Here is a 21690-nt window from a genome sequence, read left to right as displayed (position 1 = left end):
GACATCCGCCGTGACGACCAGCGGCGTCTGCTCCTCGGTGGTGTTCTCCTCGGAGGCGCCCGTCGAGGCGGTGGACGCGTTCGACCCCTGGGTTTCCTCCTGCTCCGTCACCTCCGCCGGGGGGAGGAGCTTGGCGGGTCCGGCGAGCTTGGCGCGCCAGGACGTCGACACCTTGATGCCGAAGGTGAACGTGACCGAGCCGTCGAAGAGGTCGTACTCCGTGACGGTCTTGCCGGTGTGGGGCAGGGAGTTGCCCGCGTCCATGGCGCGGCCGGTGCTGATGTCCTCGATCTCGTTGGTGGCGTACTGCACCGTGACGATCGGCGCCTTGGCGTCCGTCTGGTACGTGATCTGGGAGCGGTCCCGCCGGTCCACCATGTGGCCGGTGCTGCGCGACCCGGCCGTGCCGGTCTCCACCTCGAACTTCTTGACGTGCCGCCGGTGCCGCAGGTCGTGGAAGGTGATGCCGGTCAGCGATACCTCGGCGACGATGCCACCGGCCGCCACGAGGACCGGAGGCATCGTCTCCGGGTTCCGGCTGAGCTGCGGGATGCGGGGGCGCAGCGACTGGAGGTTGAAGTGCGGCGTCAGCTGCTCCTGGACCGTCGGCCAGTGGTCCTCCCCGAACCGGCCCTGCAGCGCCTTCCGTAGCGCCGACAGCGGCCAGCTGTCGTGCTCCCGGCTCAGACCGAGGCTCAGCACGTGGTCGGTGGAGGCCAGCCGGTGCCGGGTGACCCGCTCCGGCGGATGCGGGACCTTCGCCTTCGCCTTCTCCTTGCCCTTGTCCTTGCCGGTCTCCTTCTCGGTCTCCGTACCGCCCGTGGCCTGCGGCGTGGACGACGAGGAGGAGGCGACGGCGGACGCACTCGTCCCCTCCTGCGGGGCCGTGGCCGCCTTCTGGAGCTTCTTCTCCGCCGCCAGTTCCTTCTCGCGGAGGAAGACGTACTCGCCGTCGACCTGGGTGCAGAGCGACTGCGGGATGGCGACGAGGAAGGGCAGGGTGGCGGCGCCCAGCGTGCCCACCGTGGTCTTCTCCTGCGTGCCGGTGGTGCCCTCCGTCGGCTGCACGGTGACGTCCTGCGGCTTCTTCAGCGGGGGCGGCTTGGGGACGCCCTTCTCGTCCGTGACGTCGAACCACACGGTGGCCTCACCGGCGAACACCGCCATCGGTTCGGCGTACTTGATGCTGTCGATGTTCCGGGACTGGTCGCCGGACCGGTCGCCGCTGCGCTTCCGTACCGCCTTGCCCTTGCCTCCCATGCCTTCGAGGAAGCTCTTCTCGGGCAGCGTGATGTGCCCGCCGAGGGCGCCCTCTCCGCCCAGCTCCGTCCAGGAGATGACGCGCCGGGAGGTGCCGTGGGACATCTCGCTGAGGATGTTCAGCTCCGCGCCGTCCACCGACCGCAGATAGCGCAGCGCCTGGAGCCGCCCCTGGGCCGAGATGGTCAGGTGCTTCTTGCCGACGGCGTTGCCCAGCGGCGAGCTGGTCAGCTTGCCGCCGCGGGTGAGCCAGCTCAGCCCGGCGCCGAAGCGCTCCATCCGGAAGCTGCTGTGCGCCTCGTCCTTCAGCTCCTGCCACTCGTCCTCGGTGAAGTGCTCCCGTCCGATGGCGTCGATCCGGTCGCGGATCATCACCGGCTTCTTGGTGGCGTGGTCGCCGCGGCTGCTCTGCGGGATCAGCTGGATGTCGCCACCGGCGAACACCCCGTGGACGACGGCCGAGTCGGGCAGCCCGCCCTTCCCTGACGTGCCGTGCCACACCGAGAAGGGCGGCCGGTGGATGACTGTGCCCGGGCCGAAGACCGACTCCTTGAGGACCCGCGGCTGCTGCGTCGGCTCCGGCCGCTCCTCGTCGCTCTCGCGCTCGGTGAGGAGCTGTTCGGCCCAGGTGGTCCGGAAGACCGTGGGGTGGTCGGTTTCCTCGGTCTCCGAGGTCTCGGAGAGGGTGCGGAAGCCGACGGTGGTGAAGGCGGCCGTCGGCTGCCGGGTGGCCTGGCGCTGCCCGGACTTCGCCCCGCTGCCGCGGAGGAACTCGACGCGGAGGAAGGCCACACCGTCGAAGAGCGAACCGGGCACCTTGGCCTTGGTGGCGGCACCGGCGCGGCTGGACGACGACTCGATGGTGACGCCGTCGTCACCGGTCTGGCCCTGGATCTGCCCGACGGCCTTGAGGGGCGCGTCGCCCATCGGCGCGACCTGGCCGCGTACCGCACCGGACTTCCCGGTGCCGGTCGAGGAGACCGTGGTCACCGTGCGGTTCACATCGGTACCGACGTTGAACTCGGTCTCCACCGTGTCGTGGACATGGCGCATCGCCGCGAGTTCGGTGGAGAACAGCACCGAGCCCAGACCGTCCAGCAGGTCGATCTCCAGCGGCTCACCGTTCATCATCGCGGTGAGCTGGCCGTGCAGCACACCGAAGTCGACCCGGTCGAGCAACTGGGCCCGCACCTGCGGCCAGTCGTCGCCGAACACCTCGGCGCCGAGGTCGTCGACGGACGGGCCACCGGCGAGCTGCTGCGCCAGCACGTCCTCCATCCCGTGCAGCCGCTCACCGTGGAGGTCCGAGGCGTACACGTCGACGACGACGTCGGTGGAGCCGATGGCGCGCAGCTCGCGGATGCGCACGGGCGGCAGCCGGTGCCGGTCGGTCTTCTTGCTCTTCTCGTCCGGACCCCACTGGGTGATCGTGTGGCCGGTCCCGTTCCACGCCGTGCTGTGGTCGGCCGACTCCCAGGCGGGCACCCGCAGGACGGCCCCGAGCGAGGCGGTGAGCTGCCGGGTGGGCGCCTCCGCGCTGCCGGACTCCGGCTGCGGGAGGGGGAGCGGCTTGTCCTTGCGGAGCCGGGAGGGCAGGACGCCGGTGGAGCGCACCTTCGAGAAGTCGAGGGTGAACTCCGCGTCGACGCTGATCTCCAGCGCCGTCGTCGGGGTCTTGGCCCGGGCGAACATCCGGTCCAGCTGCTCGGTGGTGGTGCCGGTCGCGGACTGGTACCGGGCGTTGCCGGAGAAGTCGAACCGGGTGAAGGGGACGGTGACCCGCACCCCGGCGCCCGCCCCGGCGTTCCAGCCCGACTCGTTGAGGTAACCGGCTCCGGCGCCGGACTCCGCGCCGTTCTCGAACTCCACCTTGGGCAGCGTCCTGACGGTGGTGGCGTTCTTGAACGTCACCCCGACCTCGACCTCACCGGCCCAGCCGGGCACCTCGATCGGCACCGACCGCTTGGCCCCCCGGCTCATCCCGGACAGCCAGGGCTTGAGCTGCGGCGTCCCCAGATGGTCGACCAGCTGCTGCTGCACCAGTGTGGCGGTCTCCTCGCCGAACGCCGCGACCAGCGCCTCGCGCACCGCCTTGACCAGGGCGTCCGGGGAGTCGCCCAGCTTCTGGACGTGGTCCCCGGCGCTGAGCTGCCCCATGCCGAGCCGCGACGGCGGCGCCGGGAGCTGCGGTACGGGGGCGGCGGACTGCGGCGCGGGCGTGGTGGGCTGCTGCTTGCTCCCGGAGGTGGACGCCTCGGCGTTCGTCACCGTCCCGGAGCTGCTCGCCGCCCGGTTCGACAGCGGCTGCTCGGTGACGAGCGGATGCGTGAACTGCTCCTCCTCGGGGTGCGGCTCCGGCTGCGGCGCCTTCGCCCGTTCCTTCCCCTTGGCCTTCTCGCTCTTCTCCCGCGGCCCGTCGGACGAACCGAGCGGCTGCTCCTGCTCCTCCTGCGGCTGGTCCTGGTCCTGCTCCTCCTGAGCCTGCTCCTGCTGCTCCTCCGGCTGCGGGGTCCGCGGCCGGTCCTGCTGCTCCTGCCGCTCCTCGTCCGGTTCGTGCTGCTCGTCCTGCGAGCCCTGCTGACCGCCGGTGTTCCCGCTGCCCGACGCCACGCCGTGCGAGACCTGCGCCGGGGCGTGGGCGGTGATCAGGAGCTTGCCGTCCGCGTCCGGCTCGCCCCACGTCAGGACGTGGTCGGCGGTCGCCTTCTCACGCTCCAGCTCGGGGCGGATGAACCGCTCCTCGAACTCCGCACGGTCGAGCACCTCGCCGTACGCGAGGACCGTCCCGTCCGCCTGGCCGGTGGCCTGCCACAGGAGGACGCCCTCCACCGGCTCCACCTGCTGGGCCCGGAGCAGATCGAGCAGCGCCGCGTCGGACTCGCCCTCGACCTTCCAGCCCGGCACGTAGTAGCCGGATGACGTACGGATCGCGGAGCCCGGCACCCCGCCGGTGCCCAGCAGCGTCGCCTCCGGGGTGAACCACAGGGACAGCAGGTCCGGGACCTTGAAGACGTGCTGGAGCCGACTGCCGCCGTACGACAGCTGGTCGCGGTTGTTGACGGTGTCGAGCCACATCACGACATAGGCGTCCGTGTACTCGTGGTGCTGCACATAGGTGTTGCGCGCGGCGCCCTCGACGTGGTGCATCGCCCAGCCGGAGCTGGTGACGGACCGGGTGTGCGTCTTGTCGTACGCGATCCCGAGGTTCGGGGTCGTGGAGCCGAGCTTCCGGCTGAGGCCGACCGAGAAGCCGCTGCCCTGGCCGTGGCCGGAGGACAGCCCGTTGTTCTGGGAGCCGTAGTCGCTCCGCTCCGTCGTCACGTTCAGCCAGCCCTGCGCATCACCGATCTGCGCGGGGACGATGGCGAGGTGGAGCGTCCCGACGGTGTCGGTGAGGGGGCCGCCCGCCGCCCGCAGGTCCGGGCCGATGACCGTCGGGGAGCCGTTGAGTCCGTTCAGCTCCAGGTGGCGGAAGAGGACGCCCGTGTGGAAGTAGTGCGACATACCGCCCGCGGGGAACCCGCCGCTCCGGATGAGGTCCTTGGGCAGACCGCCGGACCGCCCCAGCCAGAGCTTGAGACCGGTGTCGAACAGCTTCCGCACCGCGACGGGGTTGAACGTCACACCGACCGCCTTGCCGAGCACCGCGGACGCCGGGATCTGGTGGCGGACCAGCGCCTCCCCGAACGCCAGCATGTCGGCCTGCTCGACGGGCCGGGTGACCGGCGGGCGCGGCACCGACCCCGGCAGCTCCGGCTTCCACAGCTGGTGGAGCACGGAGAGCGGGACCGCGAGCTGCTCCCGCACCGGGACCGTCACCCGGTGGGTGCGGTGGCTGAGAGCCTGGTAGACCCGGGCCGCCATCCGCGCCAGATCGGCGGTGGCGGTGGCGGCGCCGCGCGACGGGACGACCGTCTTCTCCAGCATGATCTCCAGCTCACCGTCGAGCAGGAACCCGGCCAGCGGGCCCGCGACGGTGTGACCGTCGTGACGGCGCTTCAGCGTCCGGGCGTTCTGCGTCTGCGAGGACGACGACGTGCTGCTGACGGACGTCGAGAGGGCGGACAGGGAGCCGGTGAAGGTGTGGCCGGTGGACCGGCCACGGGTGAGGGCGAGGTCCTCGGCGCTGTTCCACTGGACGTAGTTGCTGATCGTGCCGTTCACCAGCTGCTGGTTGAAGCGCGCGCCCCGCCGCTTCGGGTCGCGGTTGTACCGGAGCCGCAGCTGGTAGTGCCTGCTGTGCATCGGACCGGGCACCACGGTGTGCAGGACCATGCCCGCACCGAGCATCGCGGGCGTCATCGCGTGCAGACTGCGCGGCGCGAGGACGGAGTCCAGCGAGCCGGACAGCGCCGGCGGCGGCGCGGTCTGCGAACCCTGGAGGTGGTCCTGGATCCAGCGGTGCTCGAACGCCTCGTCGGCGTGCTCACCGAACAGTTCCCGGATCGCCTCCTTGAGCTGCTCGAAGAGGGCCGCCGGGCTCTGCGGGGTGTGCCCGGGCACGGGCACGGACGGCTGCTCCAGCGGCGGCAGGAAGCGCTCACTGGCCACCGTCGGCGGGAGCGTGGTCACGTCGAGGACCTCGGGCACCTGGAGCACGAGGTGCGGATCGGGCGTCGGCCACTGCGGGCTGAGGAACGTGACGCCGTTCTCGACCGGCACCACGACCTGCTGGACCTCCGGCGACCAGTTACCCCACTGGCTGGTCCCGTGCGCCCGGAGGGTCAGCTTCCATTCCACCCGGGCGATGAGCCTGCGGTGCGTGACCTTGTCGTGCGTGACGTAGCGGCCCGAGTTGACGTTGGTGATCTCCGAGAGGCTCGTCCCCTTGCTGGGGGAGTGCGCCACACCGTAACCGGCGCCGCCGGTCAGCTCGCCGGAACCGCCGGAGAAGGTGGCGGAATGGCTGTGGTTGCCGTGGTTGGTGGTGACGCTCTTGACGCCGGAGAAGCCCGCCGAGTACTCGGCCAGGTCCATCGTGCTCAGCTCGAAGGACTCCGCCGAGGCCACCACATGGGAGATCTGCGCCTCGTAGTCCAGCCGGATCCTGCGGTCGGTGAGGACGCCGTCCAGCGCGACGTGCAGGGCGCCCGCATCGGAGCCGATGTGCAGCGCGGCCACCAACTGGTCGTGGGTGAGCGCCGTTTCCAGGTGCAGCTGCGCCTGGTGCTCCGGGACGCCCTGCGCCACCAGGAGTTCCAGCGCCTTCGCCCGGACCTCGGCCACGCCCGCGATGCCGAGCACCCGGTCGTTCTGGGTCAGCGTGAAGGCGTCGCCGGAGGTGGCGGGCACACCGGAGACCGGCGTGGGCAGCGTGGAGTTCTCCGCGGGCACCGGGACCAGCCACCGCGCCTCACCGGTGAGCTGCCGGACGGGCGTGGTGTGCTTGGTCACCGCCTGCCCGTGGTGGGCCGCCGCGTTCAGCTTCTGGAGCGCCTTGTTGAGCGCCCCGAGCGGCTGCGGCGCCGCGACCCGCTCGACGGTCACCGACGTGAACACCACCGTCCTGAACGTCAACTGGTGCGCGGGACCCGCGTAGTTGAGGCCGGAGAGGATGTACGCGTACGAGGTCAGACCGTTCTTGTCGGTCTTGCTGCGGGAGAACAGCTTGATGCTGCTCGCATGGGAGACATGATCGCCCCAGCCGCTCGAAAGCCCCAGCGACAGCTCCGCCTTGGAACCGTGCGACTCGGTGTTGGCGAAGTCCCGCATCGCGCTGGGCCACAGGTCGAAACCGGCGTCCGCCAGGTGGACCGCGGAGAGCGGGACGACGTTCCCCTCCTCGTCGGTCATCCGCTCGGCGCGGACATGGAAGGTGATCACCTCCGTGTCCCCGTCGGCCAGCGGGCGCACCAGCGTCCGGTGGAGACCGTCCTCGCCGTACAGCTCGGTGAAGCGGGCGTTGAGCGACTGGGTGTGGAAGTGGGTGTCGAGGAAGGTGTCGAAGGAGCGCAGCTCCGCCGGGGTCCACTCCGGCATCCCGGTGGCCCGCTCGCTCTCCAGGAACTGTCGGATCAGCTGCGCCCGGACGTCGGTGGGGGCCGGGCGGCCGGTGCCGGAGGGGCGGGTGAGCCCCGACAGACCGACCGGACCGTGCAGCCCCGAACTGCCCTGCGGCGTGCTCAGCTCGGTCGGGACGACCGGCAGCGGCGCACCGGGCACCGGGGTGAAGGTGAGCGGAGCGCCGGTGGTGACGGTGGCGTCCGCGTCGTCGCTCGGCGTCTCCTCGGCGACGATCCGGGCCAGCGCCTCCTGGAAGGCATCGGCCAACTCTTCGGGCACCCGGATGACGACCGACACACGGGTGGTGTGCTCCCGGCCGATGGGGTCGCCCAGAGGCCGCGAACCGGCCTCGATCTCCAGGTCCAGCAGGTACGGCACGGTGTTGCCGTTGTAGCGGACCGAATGCCAGCGGCCACCGCCGACGTCGCCGGAGGTGCTGAACGACGTCGAGGTGCCGAGGTCCAGCTTCACCGGCGCCGACAGCGACAGCCACGACGGCAGATGCGCGGCCTCCGGGCCGAACGACGCCCCGCCGCTGAGCGAGAAACCGCTGCCGGAGCTGGTGGAGGCGCCCTGCAGCTCCAGCCAGCGGCTGTTGAGGACGGCGGGGACGGCGGAGGGCCCGCCGATCCGCCGGAGGCCGCGCAACTGGCCGCGCAGCCGGGTGGTCAGGCTCTTGCCGCCGCTGAGCGGCGTCTGCGGCAGCGGCATCCCGCCGTCCAGGATGCGGGTCAGATCGCTGAGGAAGTTCAGCTCGTTGATCCGGTTGTGCAGGAACTCGTGGAGCGCGCTGCCCGGGCGGGCCTCGGTCTGGTAGTCGCGGAGCAGCCGGTCACGGATCGCGCCGACCCCGCCGACCTGCTGCGGGATGAAGAAGAACCGCAGCAACTCGGCGGTGAGCCGGGTGGCCGCGTGCGGACCGGCGTCCGGGGCCAGCCGGGCCTGCCACTGCGTGCCGGAGTCGTCCCCGGCGAGCGCCACCAACTCCGTCGGGAAGGCGGCGTGGAGAGCGCCGGACATGCTCTGCTTCTGCTGCTGCGGCTGCACCCCCGGACCGGTCGTGGTGACGTACAGCTGGGCATCGGCGAAGGAGAAGTGCGACAGCTCGCCGCTGAGACCCAGCGAGGGGTTGCTGTACGCGTTGACGCTGCGGCTCTGCCCGTAGGACTGCGACGACGAGAGGGTGACGCCGACCTTCGGCGTGATGGCGGCGCCGCTCAGCGACTGCGGGACGCTGACGCCCAGGCTGGCGCTGCGGCTGTTGCCGATGGACTCGCCGGTCCCCGTCGAACGGTCCGACGCGGCCTCCTGGAGACCGATGGACTTCTCGCCGTACAGGCGGTACGGCGACTCGGTCAGCGAGGCGCGGTCCCGCACGATGTCGGTGATCTGGACATGGACGGTGTGCTCGGAGCGGCGGGAGCCCGGGACGAGGACGTCCAGCCCGCCGTCGACGAGCCGCCGGGCGAAGTCCCGGGCCCCCAACTGCGCGATCAGCGACCGGATCTGGGCGCGCACCGAGGTCTCCAGATGCGCGAGGAGGGCGGCGTCGTGCTGCGGCAGCAGCGCCACGACCAGGTCCTCGAAGACGGTGTCCGGCGTGGCGGACGGCGCGCCGCCGGAGCCGTTCGGCTGCGGGGGGCGCGGCAGCGTGGCGCCGTCGAACCGGACGTCCCGGAAGGAGAGCACGGTGCCGAACATGCCGAGGGGGTACTGCGCCTCCTCGGTTTCGGTGTCGTGCGCCGCGCCGAAGCCGATCGGCGGGACGACCTTGTCGTAGAGGTCCGCCAGCCCCGCCAGCGCCTCCTCGTCCGGCTCGCCGAGGCGCGCCGGGGCGGCGAGCGCGGTGAACCCGGCCCGGATGTCGGCCAGCGCGTCGGGGAACGTCCCCACACCGCCCCGGCGGAGCGTGGCGTCGGCGTTCAGGTCGAGGGTGGAGACCTGGCCCGCACCGGTGAACGTCAGCTCCTCGGTCCGGTACACCGTCCGGCCGTTGGGCCGGATCCAGCGCACCGTGCCGTCGAAGTTGGCCGCGTACAGCTGGAAGGAGGCGCCGTGGTCCGGGAGCGCCACCACCAGCGAGACCGATCCCGGGCCCGCCTCGTCGAGCTCCCGCGCGACCTGCGTGAGGACCGACGTCAGCTGCCCCTTCCGCAGCACGAGAGCCGCCGCGATCCGCAGCTGCTGCTCCTGCCGGGTGACCACCGCGTCCTGCGTGGCGGCCGGACGGTCCTCGTCCGTCACCGAGTCGTCGCTCCCGGTGTCCGTCTGCGGGGGGAGCGGGGCCGTGGACTGGGTGGGCAGGGTGTTCAGGTCCAGCGTCGTCCCGACGGCACCGGCCGCTACGGCGAGGGCGTCCAGGGTGAGCGGGTGGCCGCGCCGCTTGGCCTGCCGCGCGGCCTCGACCAGCTGACGGCGGAGGTCGTCGGTGACCCTGACGGGGCCGTGGACCGCGTGGACCAGCGTGTCCAGCGAGCCGACGGTGAAACGGCCCAGCGGGCTGCCGTGGTGGCGTTCGATCACCTCGGCGAGCCGACGGAGCGTGACCAGCACCGACAGGTCACGGTCGGTGCGACCGGCGGCGGCGTAGAGGCGGTCGTGGACGTTCACCACGTCGACGGTGCGCAGCAACTGCGTCTGGTCCAGCGGCGGCGGGCCGCCCGCCCGCCGCCCCGGGGCGAACAGACCGCGCCGCGAGCGGATCCGGAACGTCAGCTTGGCCTGTTGCTCCACGGAGAGCAGGGGGAACGGCGTCACCGCCGGTTCGGTGGCGGCGGCGCTGTCGTCGCTCTCGTCGGTGATCCACTGCAACGGGAGCCACTGGTCCCGCAGTTCCGCGTCGAGCGGCCGGTACTCCGGGTCCGTCGGGAGCGGGAAGTCCTTCGCGTACGCGCGGGCGGCGTTGACGAGGAACTCCGGTCCGGTCAGCGTGGCGCTGGCGTCGATGAAGTTCTGGAACTGCAGCAACTTGGTGGCGTGCTGCTGCACCCAGGAGACGTAGTCCTCATCCGGCGCCATGGCCGGGATCACCGGGTCGGTCAGCTGGGCGAGCACATGGTGCAGATAGGCGGAGCCCGGCGGGGTGACGATCAGGTTGTTGTTGTAGTCGCCGCGGGCGTACCGGTAGCGGGCGACGCTCTCCATCTGCTCGGCGAGGGTGGTGCCCAGCGGCAGCCCCGCGGTCCGCAGGCGGCTGCGGACCCGCTCGAAGACGGCGTGGTCCCGCAGCATCGGCGCCATCAGCGGAAGGTTGGGCCCGTCCGCCGCCATCCGCACGGGCGACGAGGGCAGGGTGAAGGACCCCGGCGCGATGTCGACGTCCAGGTACGCGCCGCCGTACAGCCACAGCAGCGAGTAGCGGATGATGTCGCTGGCCGCGGGATAGGCGCCACGGGTGGTGGCGAGCCCGGCGAGCGCGCGCACCTTGTCGCGGACCGCTTCCGGCAGCCGGTCGTAGAGCGTCGCGTCGTCCACGCTGCGGACGGTGAGGCCGGACAGCGCACCGGTGAGCAGCGGGCCGTTGGCCGTCTGCGCGGAGGCGTCGAGCCAGAGGTTCACCGTCCAGCCGGTGCCCGCCGCCCGCTCCAGCCAGGTCCGCAGGTTCTCCCGCGCACCGTCGCTCATCCGGCCGCCGAGCCACACGAAGTGCAGATCCTGCGGGACGGGGACGAGCGTGCCGCGGGTGCCGCCGACCGTCAGCTCCCGCGGCATCGCCATGAAGGTGAGGTCCTGGAGGGTGCCCCAGTTGTCGGTGGTGGCCTTGGTGTCGAGCTGCTGTTGCAGCGTGCCCGTGCCCGTGCCCGAGGCGTGCGGTGCGCTCTGCGTCGCCGGGAACGGCGCGTCGATCACCGCCGGAGGTACCAGGACGGGCGCCCTGCGGGGCTTCCGCGGTGCGCTGCCGGCGGCGGCGTTCGCCGGGTGGAACACCTGGAACGCGCCGCGGTTGCCCTGGGCGTCGGGGTGGACGAGGAAGCTGAAACCCTTCCGGCCCGGCACCGGAGCCAGCACCGTGGTGCCGGCCGCGACCTTCATGCCGGTCGCGTCGGCGAGCAGCTGCGCCACCGAGACGCCGTTCTCGTCCACGGCGCCCGCCTCGCAGGCGGCCAGCACCAGCCAGGCGTCCTTCTTGAGCTTCGCGAAACTCTTCCGCCTCCGGAGCACCTTGAAGAGATCGTGCGGGCCGATCTCCACCGGGCGGCCGTTGACCGGCAGGGTCAGCCAGCCCTTCTTGCCGTGCAACAGGATCAGATAGAGGTCGTCGTCGGACTGCCACGGCACGGGGTCGAGGTCGGTCGACACCACCGTGTACCGGCCGTCCGCCACCCGCGCGGGGTCGAGATGCGCGTAGTACGGGCTGCGCAGATCGAGATCGTTGCGCACGAGCAGCCGCTCGGCCTGCTCCTCGGGGGTGTGGAACAACCGGCCGGTGCTGATGTCGGTACCGGGGACGTTGACCGCCGCGTGGTCGATGTCGTCGAAGTGGATGACGGTGCCGTCCGCCATGAGCAGCGGCCCGGAGGCGTCCTGCTCCGACAGGGCGGCGGCCGCCTTCTTGAGCGCCACGGCGTGGGTGTGCCGCGCCTGGTCGGCCTCCTGACGGGCCTTCCGGGCCAGCCGCTCGGCCTCGTCGAGGGTCTGCTGCTCCCGCTCGCTCTGCTGCCGCAGCTGCCGGACGGCGTCCTGGGCGTGGTCGTGCTCCTCCCGGGCCGCCCGCCAACCGGCCGCGACCACCTTCCGCGCCGCGGCCGCCTTCCGTACCGCCGCCTCGTCCCGCTGGAGCACCGCGGGGTCCTGCTCGGGGGTGCTGGTGGGGAGGGGCGCGCCGGTGTGCCGGGCCAGGGCGCCCGGGAGGAGGGACGTGATGACGTGCGGGGCCAGCGGGCGGCCCGTGCGGGTGAAGAACTGTACGACCAACGGGGCGTGGTCCCCGGTCAGGTCGCCGGTGACCTGTTCCGAGGTGGCGTCGGCGGTCGTGTTGTCGGGGGTGCGCCAGTTGGTGTGGCCGCCGAGGTGCACGGCGTGGCCGGTGGGGGAGCCCGCCTGCCCGTTCTGCCACGGCTGCACCACCGCCTGGGTGCCGGGGCCCAACTGCTGGAGCACGGCGTTGACCTGCCGTACGACCGCGGGGCCGGTGCCCAGGTAGAGGTGGGTGTCGGTGGCGATGTGCTGGGTGAGGTGGGGGACGCCGGTGCGGTGCGCGGCACGGGTGGCCGCGGCGTGCCGGTGGAGGATTTCGGCGTCGTCGAGCCGCTGCCGCTGCGCGTTCAGCTCCAGGGACTTCGCCTGCTCCTTCTCCCGGGCGAGGGAGAGGTCCTGCTCCGTCTGCTGCGCGGTGGCCGCCGCGTCCTGCTGGGCCCGGTCCGTGGCCGTCGCCTGCTGCTGCGCGGCCGTCGCCTCCTCCTGGGCCTGTTCCGCCCGGACCTGGGCGCGGGCCCCGGACAGCTCCTGCCGGGCCAGGGTGTGCCGCAGCTCGGCTTCGGTGTACCGCTGCTCGACCGTGGCGGCGTCGACCCCCGCGACGTGCTGCTCGGACTCGTCGGCCATGGCGCGGAAACGCTCCAGGGCGAGGGTGTGCTGCCGGACGGCGTCGGTGTGCTCCGGCGGCGTCGCGCGGAGCGCCAGCTCCTCCGTCGCGATCCGCTCCTTCCAGTACGCCACCTGCCGCACCACGAACCGGTCGGCCTGCGCCTGCCGCAGCTCCTTCGCGGCCGTGGCCTCGGCCTCCTTGGCTGTCTGGAGCTGGGTGTGCGCGGCGGACACCTGCGTCGGCGCCTCCTCGGACAGCGGCTCCTTGGCGGTGGGGGACTCCTCGGGGTGCGGGGACCCGTTCCCGGCACCCGGCCCGGTGTCACCGGAGGGGTGCTTGACCGACGGCGCAGGCAGCGGCGTCGGCTCGACGGCGTCGAGGGTGACCGTGGTCGTGCTGGAGCCCGGGGCGGCGTGGGTGGCCGTGCCGCCGCCCGTGACGCCGGTGCCGCTCCCGCCGGTCTGCTGCGGGTCCTCCCGTACGATCTGCTGCTTCTCCGGGGAGACCTGCTCGGGGGCCTTCCCGGAGACGGTCTCGGCAGGAGTGCCGCCGGTCTTGTCGCCGGGCTTCCTGCCCAGCGCGCGCTGCTCGGCGGCGAACTCCTGCGCCTCCTTCAGCTCGCTGTTGACGGACGTGTACTCCTGCGTCGGGGCAGGGGTGTGCTGCGGGTTCTGCTTCGGGCTCTGCTGCGGCGTCTCGGTGACGGTCTTGCTGGACGAGCCCGAGGGGTGGCCGGTCGAGCCGGTGGACGTGCCCGAGGTGCCGGACGTCCCGGTCTTCTTCGGCGGGTTGTCGATCTTGAGGTGTGCGTCCGCCAGCTGCTTGTTCGCGTCCGTGTAGTCGGCCGGGGTCTCCGTCTGCTCGGTCTTCGTACCGCCGGTCTCGGCGTCGGACGAGCCCGGCTTCTTCTCCCCGGCGGTGCCGTCGGCGGTCCGGTCGCCGTCGGCCTTCGCCTTGTCGAACTTGTCCAGACGCGCCTGGCGGATCTCCTCCTTGGTGAGGGTGGTGGTGCCCGTGCCCTGGTCCAGCCGGTGGCCCTCGCCCGAGAAGACGTCGTCGCCCCCCTCCGCACCGGAGGACTTCGCGGCGCCGTGCGCGGGGGACGACTGCGGGTTCGACTCCGTGTTGAGGGCCTTCTTCTCCCGGTCCAGGAGTCCCGCCTCGCGCTCCGCCACCAGGTCCTTGTTCGCGGCGCTGTAGAGGGTTTCCGGGTCCGAGGCGGTCTTGGACCCGAGGACCGTGCCGCCCCCGCCCCGCGAGAGTTCGGCGGGGGCCTTGTCCAGGAGGTCCTGCGCCTGCTGGAGCAGCTTCTCCGCCTCCGCCGGGCTCCGCCCGTGCGGCACCGACAGCGCGCCCTCGAACTCCTGCTTCGCCGCGATGAGCTTCTGGACGTCCGTCACCCCGAGGCCGCGCCGCTCCGCGTCCCGGACCGCCTTGTCCAGCCCGTTCTTGGCCTCGACGTAGGTGCCGATGGCCTCCCCGCTCTTGACGCCCTTGGTGAAGGCGTCGCCGGTCGCCTTCTCCTTGGCGAGCCAGTCGGTGACGTCGACCTTGTTCCCGCCCTCGTAGAACTCGTGGACGGTGGTCCAGTCCTTCCGGAAGGCCGCGGCGTCCTCGGCGAACCCGCCGAGATCCTTGTCGAGCACATACGACGTGGGCTTGGTGAGGCCACCGGTCCCGTGGCCGCGCAGCGGCGCGTTCTCGTCGGTGACGACCGCGCCGAGGGACTTGTGGTCGTAGCGCCCGCGGAACGCCTCACCGCCCTGGTGGACGGTCTTCTCCAGCCGGACCTCGGTGGCGATGTCCTGCTCCAGCCCCTGGAGGACCTTGTCGGCTTCGAGGCCGAACGAGATCTTCTGGTGACCGGCGAACTTGAGGCCGAACCCGGGCCGGTGGTTGGGGTCGGTGCCCCGGAGGAAGCCGAGGTGGTCCTCGGCGGCGTCCACCAACTGCTGAAGCTTGGCCTGGGTCAGCCGCGTCCTGCCGCCCGCGCTCAGCTCCGTACCGAGCTGGTCGATCTTGGACTTGAGGGCGTCCACCTTGCTCTGGAGTTCCTGGTGGAAGTCGAGACGTCCGTTCAGCGCCTCGTCCTTGAGCAGGGTGTCGAACTCCTGCGGACGGGAGGTGCCCGTGGTGCGGTCCACGGCGTGGTGCAGATCGCGGTGGAGGCTCGCCTTGGCCTCGGACAGCACCTTGTCCTCAAGGGTGTCGAGACTGGCGTGGTACCCGCTGTGCAGCCGGGTCAGCCGGGAGCTCCCCGCCACACCGACCTCGTGGTCGACCTCAAGATGCTGGACGAGCTTGTGCTGCGAGTGGTCCAGCTTCTGCTGTACCGCGTCGGACTCCTGCGCGTAGTCGCGGAAGCCGCTGGGGCTCTCGTGCGCGCCGGACAGCTCCTTGACGGCCTTGTCCCGGTACTCGGTGAGCAGTTCGGGCTTGTTGTGCGGGACGTACTTCTCCGCCTGCTTCATGACGGTGTCGACCTGCGCGGCGACCTTCTGACCGTGCCGGAAGCGGGCCTCAAGGGTGTCCTTGAGGCTCGTGCCCGAGGCGGGCGCCACCTCGGTGCCCGAGGCGCTGCCGGAGAGCTTGGCCGCCTCCCGCGCCTCCTTGACGGCGTCGGCGACGTACTGCTCCTCGACCAGCTCGGCGACCTTGACATGCTTGCCCGGCCGGGAGAGCGGGTGGTCCTTGAGGTACGTCTGGACCTCGGCCTTCGCGGTGGCCGTCGTCCGGATCTCCAGCAACTGGTCGTCGAAGCGGGCGTGGAGCTCGTCGAACCGGGTGTCGAGCCGGTGCTGCCAGGCGTCCTTGAGCGTTGTCGGGTTCCGGTCGGCCGACGCGGCGCGCGGCGCCCCCGGACCGTCCTTGATCACCGGGTGTCCGGTGCCGCCCGGCCCCTCCCAGGTGCCGACGAGGTTCTCGAAGTCCTTGGACAGATCGGAGCGGAGCCTGTCGAGGACGGCGTCGAGGTGGCCGTCGTCGAGGTGGTTGCGGACCGCGTCCGGCGTGGTGGCGCCGGGCTTGCCCGCCCACTCCTTGTACGCCGCGTCCACCTTCTCCTTCAGCCGGGTGAAGGTGGCGTTGCGCTGCTCGGCGAGGTCCATCCGCGCGTCGTGGTGGGCGTAGAGGTCCTCGGTGGCGGACCGCAGGTCGTGGACGGGCGGCTGCGGGTGCTCCTCGGCGTGCTTCTCCGTGCCGCCGGTCCCCGCCACGTCGTCCTTCGGTGCGGCGGACGGATCGGTCCCCTCGTGCTGGGGCTCGACGCCCTTGCCCCCGGCGTCCTCCGACTGCCCGTGGCCGCTCTCCTTGACCTGGCTGCCGTCCTGCCCGGTGTCGCCGTTCCTGCCCGGGCTCCCCGCGTCCTGCGCCTGCGCCTTGGCGCCGCGGGCGTGCTCCAGCCCCTGGGTGAACGCGTCGGTGGTGTGCTTCTCGGTCTGCAGCCACGCGGTGAGGTCGGCTGCGCCCGGGTTGCGGAAGTGGTCGTGCACCGCGACCCAGTCGTCCCGGAAGGCCGCCGCGATGTCCGCGCCGCCGTGCGGGAACTCCTCGCTGCCCTTGACGACGGCGTGGTCGCCGAAGGTGTTCTCGAAGTGCTCGCCGCCCTCCCGCACCGCGCTCTGCCGCCCGGCGTCCCGCTCCAGCCGCGTGTCGATGTCACCGAGGAGATCGGCGGCGTCCCGCCGCCACTGCTGGACACGCGGATCCCGCTCGCCGCCGAGCAGGGTGTCCTCACCGTTGCGCACCGCGCCGAGGTGGGTCTCCGCGCTCTTCTCCAACTGCGCGCCGAGCGCGTCGCCGACCCGCCCGAGCGTCCCTGCGGTGTGGCCGCTCCGGTCGCCGAGGGCGGTACGCACCTTCTCCAGCTGCGCCTGCAGCTCCTTGTGGAACAGCACACGGTCGCCGAGCCCGCGCCCGCCGGTCATCGCGGCGGTCTTCCCCTGCGCGTGCGACAGCGCGTCGGGGAGGCTGTGCGGCAGATCCTGGTGCCCGCTGTGGTACGTGGTGAACGCGTCGTCCACCGCCTGGTGGAGATCCTTCCCCAGGCTCTCCTTCGCCTTGTCGAGCACGGGGCCGTCCACGTCGAGCCCGTGCCACTCGGCGGCCTTCCGCAACTCCTTCTCGACCCCGGGCAGCAGCTCCGTGTCGATCCTCAGATGCTCCTGCGCCCGCTTCGCGGCGCCGTCCAGGACGAGGTCGAACGCCTCTTGCTCCCCGAGCCCCTTGCCGCGCAGCTGCACCGTGTCGCGGTAGGCGCCGAGCAGATCGCCGCGGACCTTCTCCTGGAAGGCGTCGCGCTTCTGCCCGCGCAGCGGGTCCTCACCGTGCAGCCCGGCGGAGTGCTCGGCCGCGTCGTCGAACTGCTGGAGCAGATCGTCCATCTTGTGCTGCGCCGCCCGCCCGTAGGCGAAGCGGTCGGCGGGGGTGCCGACGGCGTCGAGCTGCTCCTTGGTGAGCCCCTTGCCGCCCGCGGTCTCGTGGGCGGTGCGGACGTCGTCGAAGTAGTGCGACCGGAGGGTGTCGGAGGTCTCCGGGTGCAGCGGGTCGTCGGTGAACTCCTTCTTGGTGAGGTAGGCGTTGAGGGCGTCGTCCGCCCGCAGCTCCACCTCGACCGCGTGGGCGCGGGCGTCGAACCGCTCCTGGAGCCCGTCGATCAGCTCCTGGTGGTACTTCTCCCAGGACTGCTTCAGCTCCGCCGCCGACCGGACCGGCGCACCCGGCTTCGGCGCCCGGTTCAGCTCCCCGAAGGCGCTGTGCATCTCGGCCGTGACGTCCTTGACCACGGCCTTGATCTCGCCGAGGTCCGGCGTGTACGTGAACTTCGGCGCCTGGTACGGGGCGCCGGCGCCCCTCGACCGCGCCTGGGCGGCCGACCAGTCCTTGGCCGCCGCCTCGACCTGCGACTCCAGCTTGAGCAGCTGGTCGTTGCGGGTCGCCGCGAGGTCGAGGACCTCCTGGTAGTGGCCGGTGAGCTGCTGCTTCGCCAGGGTGTGCTGCTCGTGGAGCGCTTGCTCGAACGCGGGGGAGTGGCCCGGCCCCTGCGGGTGGCCGCCGGTGGGGGCACCGCCGTTCTCCCAGCGACCGGCGTCCAGCCGCCCGCCGGTGTGGGCCTTGTCGTAGCGGGCCATCCAGTCCTGGAGGAAGTCCTCCTTCAGCTCTGCGGCGACGGCCGGATCGACGGTGTGGTTCCCGGCGCCGGAGTGGCCGATGCCGGGGGTCCCGGCGGTGGGGTGGCCGGGGCCCTTCCCGCCGACGGCGCCCGGGTTCTGCCACTCGTGCAGGACCTGGTCCCACGCCGCCTTGCCCTCGGCGGAGACCTGCGGCAGCTTCTCGGCGGTCTGCATCAGGTCCGGGACGGACTTCTCGATGTCCGAGAGGGACGAGTTGAGCCGGGCCAGCGCGTCGTCGACATGGGTCTTCGTCCAGTCGGTGCCCAGGCCCTTACGGGCGTCGGCGACCGCGCCGTGGGTGAGGTCGTCGAGCCGGGAGCGCACCCAGTCGCCCTGGGAGCCCAGGTCCTTCGCCGCGGGGACACCGGTGCTCTGGTGGAGCTCCCACGTCTTGTGCGAGACGGTCTCGAAGCGGAACCGCTCGTCGACGGTGCCGGGAAGCTTGTCCATCCCGCTGTTGAACTTCGCGGTGCTGCCCGTCGGGTCGGAGCCCACCGGCTCGCGCTTGACGTCCGCGAGCAGCCGCTCGGCGTCCTGCCGGAGACCGTGCTCGACGCTGCTGACGTGCTGGCTCTTCAGGGCGTCCGCGTCGCCGACGTACGCGAGGTCACGGTCGAGGGTGGACGGCAGGTCCTTGACGAAGTGGTGGACGCGGTCGGTGGCCCGCAGCTCGGCGGTGAGCTGCTCGGTGAGGGCGGACTCCCCGTCGGTGAACTTCTGCACCGCCCGCGCGTGGGCGTCGTCCAGATCCCGCACCAGCAGCTCCGGGCGGTGCGCCTTGGGGCGCACCTTGGAGAGGAACTTCTTGTCCCGGATCTGCTCGGCCTCCTTCTCCGTGAGGCCGGAGAGGTGGTCCCGGACGCCCTGGTGGTAGCGGTCGCCGACGGCGTGCAGCTCCGCGTCGCTCCAGCCGGGGTGCTCCTTCTGCCAGGTGGTCAGCGTGTCATCGATCTTCGCCCGGGCGGTGGTGAGCAACTCCTCGGCCCGGGCCTCGCGCACCAGCTTCTCGGGCAGCCCGTCCCGGAGCTTGGCAGCCTGGTCGGCGAAGTCCCCCTTGGCGTCGACCTTCCAGTGCGGCTTCTCCTTCAGCTGGTTGTACGACGAATCCAGGGCCTTCTGGAGATCCTTCTCGTACCGGGCGGCGGCCTCGTCGGCCAGGTCCCGGTGGGCCGGGGAGTTGGTCCACTTCTCCTTGGCCTCGGCGACCATGGACTTCAGCTGCTTCTGCGCGGCGGGCAGTTCGGTGTGGAGCTTGGCGCGGCCACGGAAGGTGTCTTCGATCCTGTCGAGCGCCTGCTGCCACGCCTTCTCCGCCCGGGCGACCTCGGCGCCGGTGACGCGCGGGTTGCCGTGGAGATCCCCGAAGATCTTCTGGTGCGTCCCGCGGATGTCGTCCACGACCGTGTCGAAGACCTTCTGCCAGCTGTCGCGGTCCAGACCGCGGAGCGCCCTGGAGGTCTCCGTGGTCTTGGCGAACTTGTCGGCGGCGTTCTTGAGGGCGCTGCCGAGTTCCTTCTCCGACGCCAGCTTCTCGGCCTTCGCGACCGCGTCCAGCTTCTCGGTGAAGGACTTCTTCGTGTGGCCGCTCTCCTCCTGCCAGGTCTTCTCCTGCTTGCCGGCGGGCACCTTCCCGCTCTGCTCCTCGGCCGCCTTGACATGGGCGGCTTCGCCCACGTGGTGCTGGGCGGCCGGTGGGGTGTGGCCCTCGCCCTGGGAGGTGTGCGTCTCCGCGGTGGCCGGGGTGTTCTGGTGCTGAGCGGTGGCCTTCTGCTCGCCCTCGGCCCCCGCCTGGTGGTTCTTGCCGGTCTCCTTGTCGGAGGAGGCGGAGGTGTGCTCGGTGTTCTCCGCGGAGTTCTTCGTCTCCCCGGTCTTCTCCTGCGACGTCGCCTCGTTCTTGGACTCGGCCTTCGTCTGCGGGTGGTCGCCGGTCTTGACGGTGGACTTCTCCTGCGGCGAGGGCTTCGCCTGGGCCCCGTTCTTCTCCTGGACGGTCGGCTTCTCCGTCGCCGTGGCCCGGTCCGTGTGGTGGGCCGTCGACGTGTTCTCCGTGACCGTGGACCTCTGACCGGTGGGCTTCTCGGTGACGACCGGATTCTTCTCGGTGACCGTCGGATTCTTGTCCGTGACGGTCGGGTTCTTCTCGGTCGCCGTCGGGGTCTTCTCGGTGACGGTCGGATTCTTCTCCGTGCCGTGAGTGGTGGCGGAGTGGTCCTTGGTGGTGGGCCCGGTGACGTGGTCGGGCTTGGTCGTGGGCGCCTCGTGGACCTCGGTCACCGGGGTCTTGTTGCCCACCACGACGTTCTTGTCCCCGGCGGTCGGGACGGTGGTCTGCTGCTGGTGGTTGCCCTCCTCGCCGACGCCCGCCTCGTTCTTGCCGTTCTGCCCGTTCTGCCCGGCGGACTGATCGGGGGCGTGGTCGGCCTTCTCCGACGTCTTCGGGGACGTGGTGGAGTGCTGCTCCTCGGTCGGGTTGCCCTTCGCCGAGGTCTGGTGGTTCGACGTGTGCTCGTTCGCCGCCGGGGTACCGGGCTGCTTCTGGGCCGTCGGCGCGCCGCTGGTCTGCCCCGACGTGGAGGTGTGGGCCGTCTCGTTCGCGGTGGTGGTCTTGGACGTGGTCGGGGCGTGCTGCTGGCCGACGGTCGACGAGGTCTCCGACTGCGTGAGGTTCGGGGTGTCCTTGGCCCCGGGGGAGCCGCTGGCCGAGGTGTTGGGACGGGTGAGGTTCGGGTTGGTCTGCCCCGGCTCGACCGTGGTCTTTCCGCCGGTGAAGCCGCCGTCGGTCTTGGCGGGCGCCCCCTTCGGCCCGCCGGTGAAGGTCTCACCGGGCCCGCCCCTGCCGGACGTCGGCCCGTTCGGTGTGAACGGCACGTTCTCCGTGGCGCCGCCGAAGCCCTTCGCACCGCCGACCGGCGTCATCCCGTTGGGCGACTTGAGCGTCGGGGCGGCGCTCCCGGCGAAACCGTTGCCGGGGGCGCCGGTGACCCCGCCGCCGTTGGGCGTGGTCATCTCGGGCGGCTTGACGTCGGGGGACTTGACCGGCGAGCCGCCGCCGAAGGTGAGGTCACCCATCCCCTTCTTCGCCATCCCGGCGCCCTTGATGGCCGGGCCGATGAGGCTGCCCGCGCCCGCGAGGCCCGCGTTGAGGGCCTCGTTCTTCCACCACTCGGCCTTGGAGAAGTCCGGCCGCTCGGTGCCGGTGACGGCGGAGGCCAACTCCTGTGCGGCCATGTCGAAACCGATCTGCGCACCGGCCTGGATGGCCACGTCGGTGGCGACACCCGCGGCGAAGACCGCCGCCGCGGCGGCGCCCTCGATGACCGCGCCCATCGCCTCCAGCACCGCGGTCATCGCGGTGAGGATCGAGCTGAGCGGCAGCAGCACCGCCAGACCGATGGCGGCGATGGCGGGCAGGAAGAACTCGATCAGCGCCTTGATCGACTCCATCTGCGCTTCGTGCAGCTCCTCCGCCTGCAGCTGCTTGATGTAGTCGCCAAACGCGTTGATCTTGTTGCCGACGTCCCGCGCCTCGTCCACGGCCACCTGCATGCGCGTGTTGTGCAGGGTGTTCCAGGCGTCCTGGACGGTGTTGTTCGCGTCGCCGCTCCACTGCATCCCGTGGACGGACGCGTCCATGGACGACATTTCCTCCCACAGCTGGTCGCTGAAGTCGATCCACGCGTTGCCGAGTGCGTAGATGCTGTCGGTGACAGTCGGATCGGGCTCGTACAT

Annotated in this window: 1 protein-coding gene (running past one end of the window); it reads right to left on the bottom strand. The window is 71.6% G+C overall.

From position 1 onward, the window contains the following. Nucleotides 1-21690: the 5' portion of a TcdA/TcdB catalytic glycosyltransferase domain-containing protein gene (locus IF23_RS30845; RefSeq protein ID WP_037677137.1), read on the bottom strand. Its footprint begins 13506 nt before the window's first position; only the first 21690 of its 35196 coding nucleotides appear in the window; it begins with the start codon at nt 21688-21690; its stop codon lies beyond the left edge, outside the window.

Origin of the sequence: Streptomyces catenulae (genome assembly GCF_000718015.1) — a bacterium.
GTDB classification, from domain to species: domain Bacteria; phylum Actinomycetota; class Actinomycetes; order Streptomycetales; family Streptomycetaceae; genus Streptomyces; species Streptomyces catenulae.
Note: the sequence above shows the minus strand (reverse complement) of the source record. Positions and strands in the feature narration are given on the sequence as shown.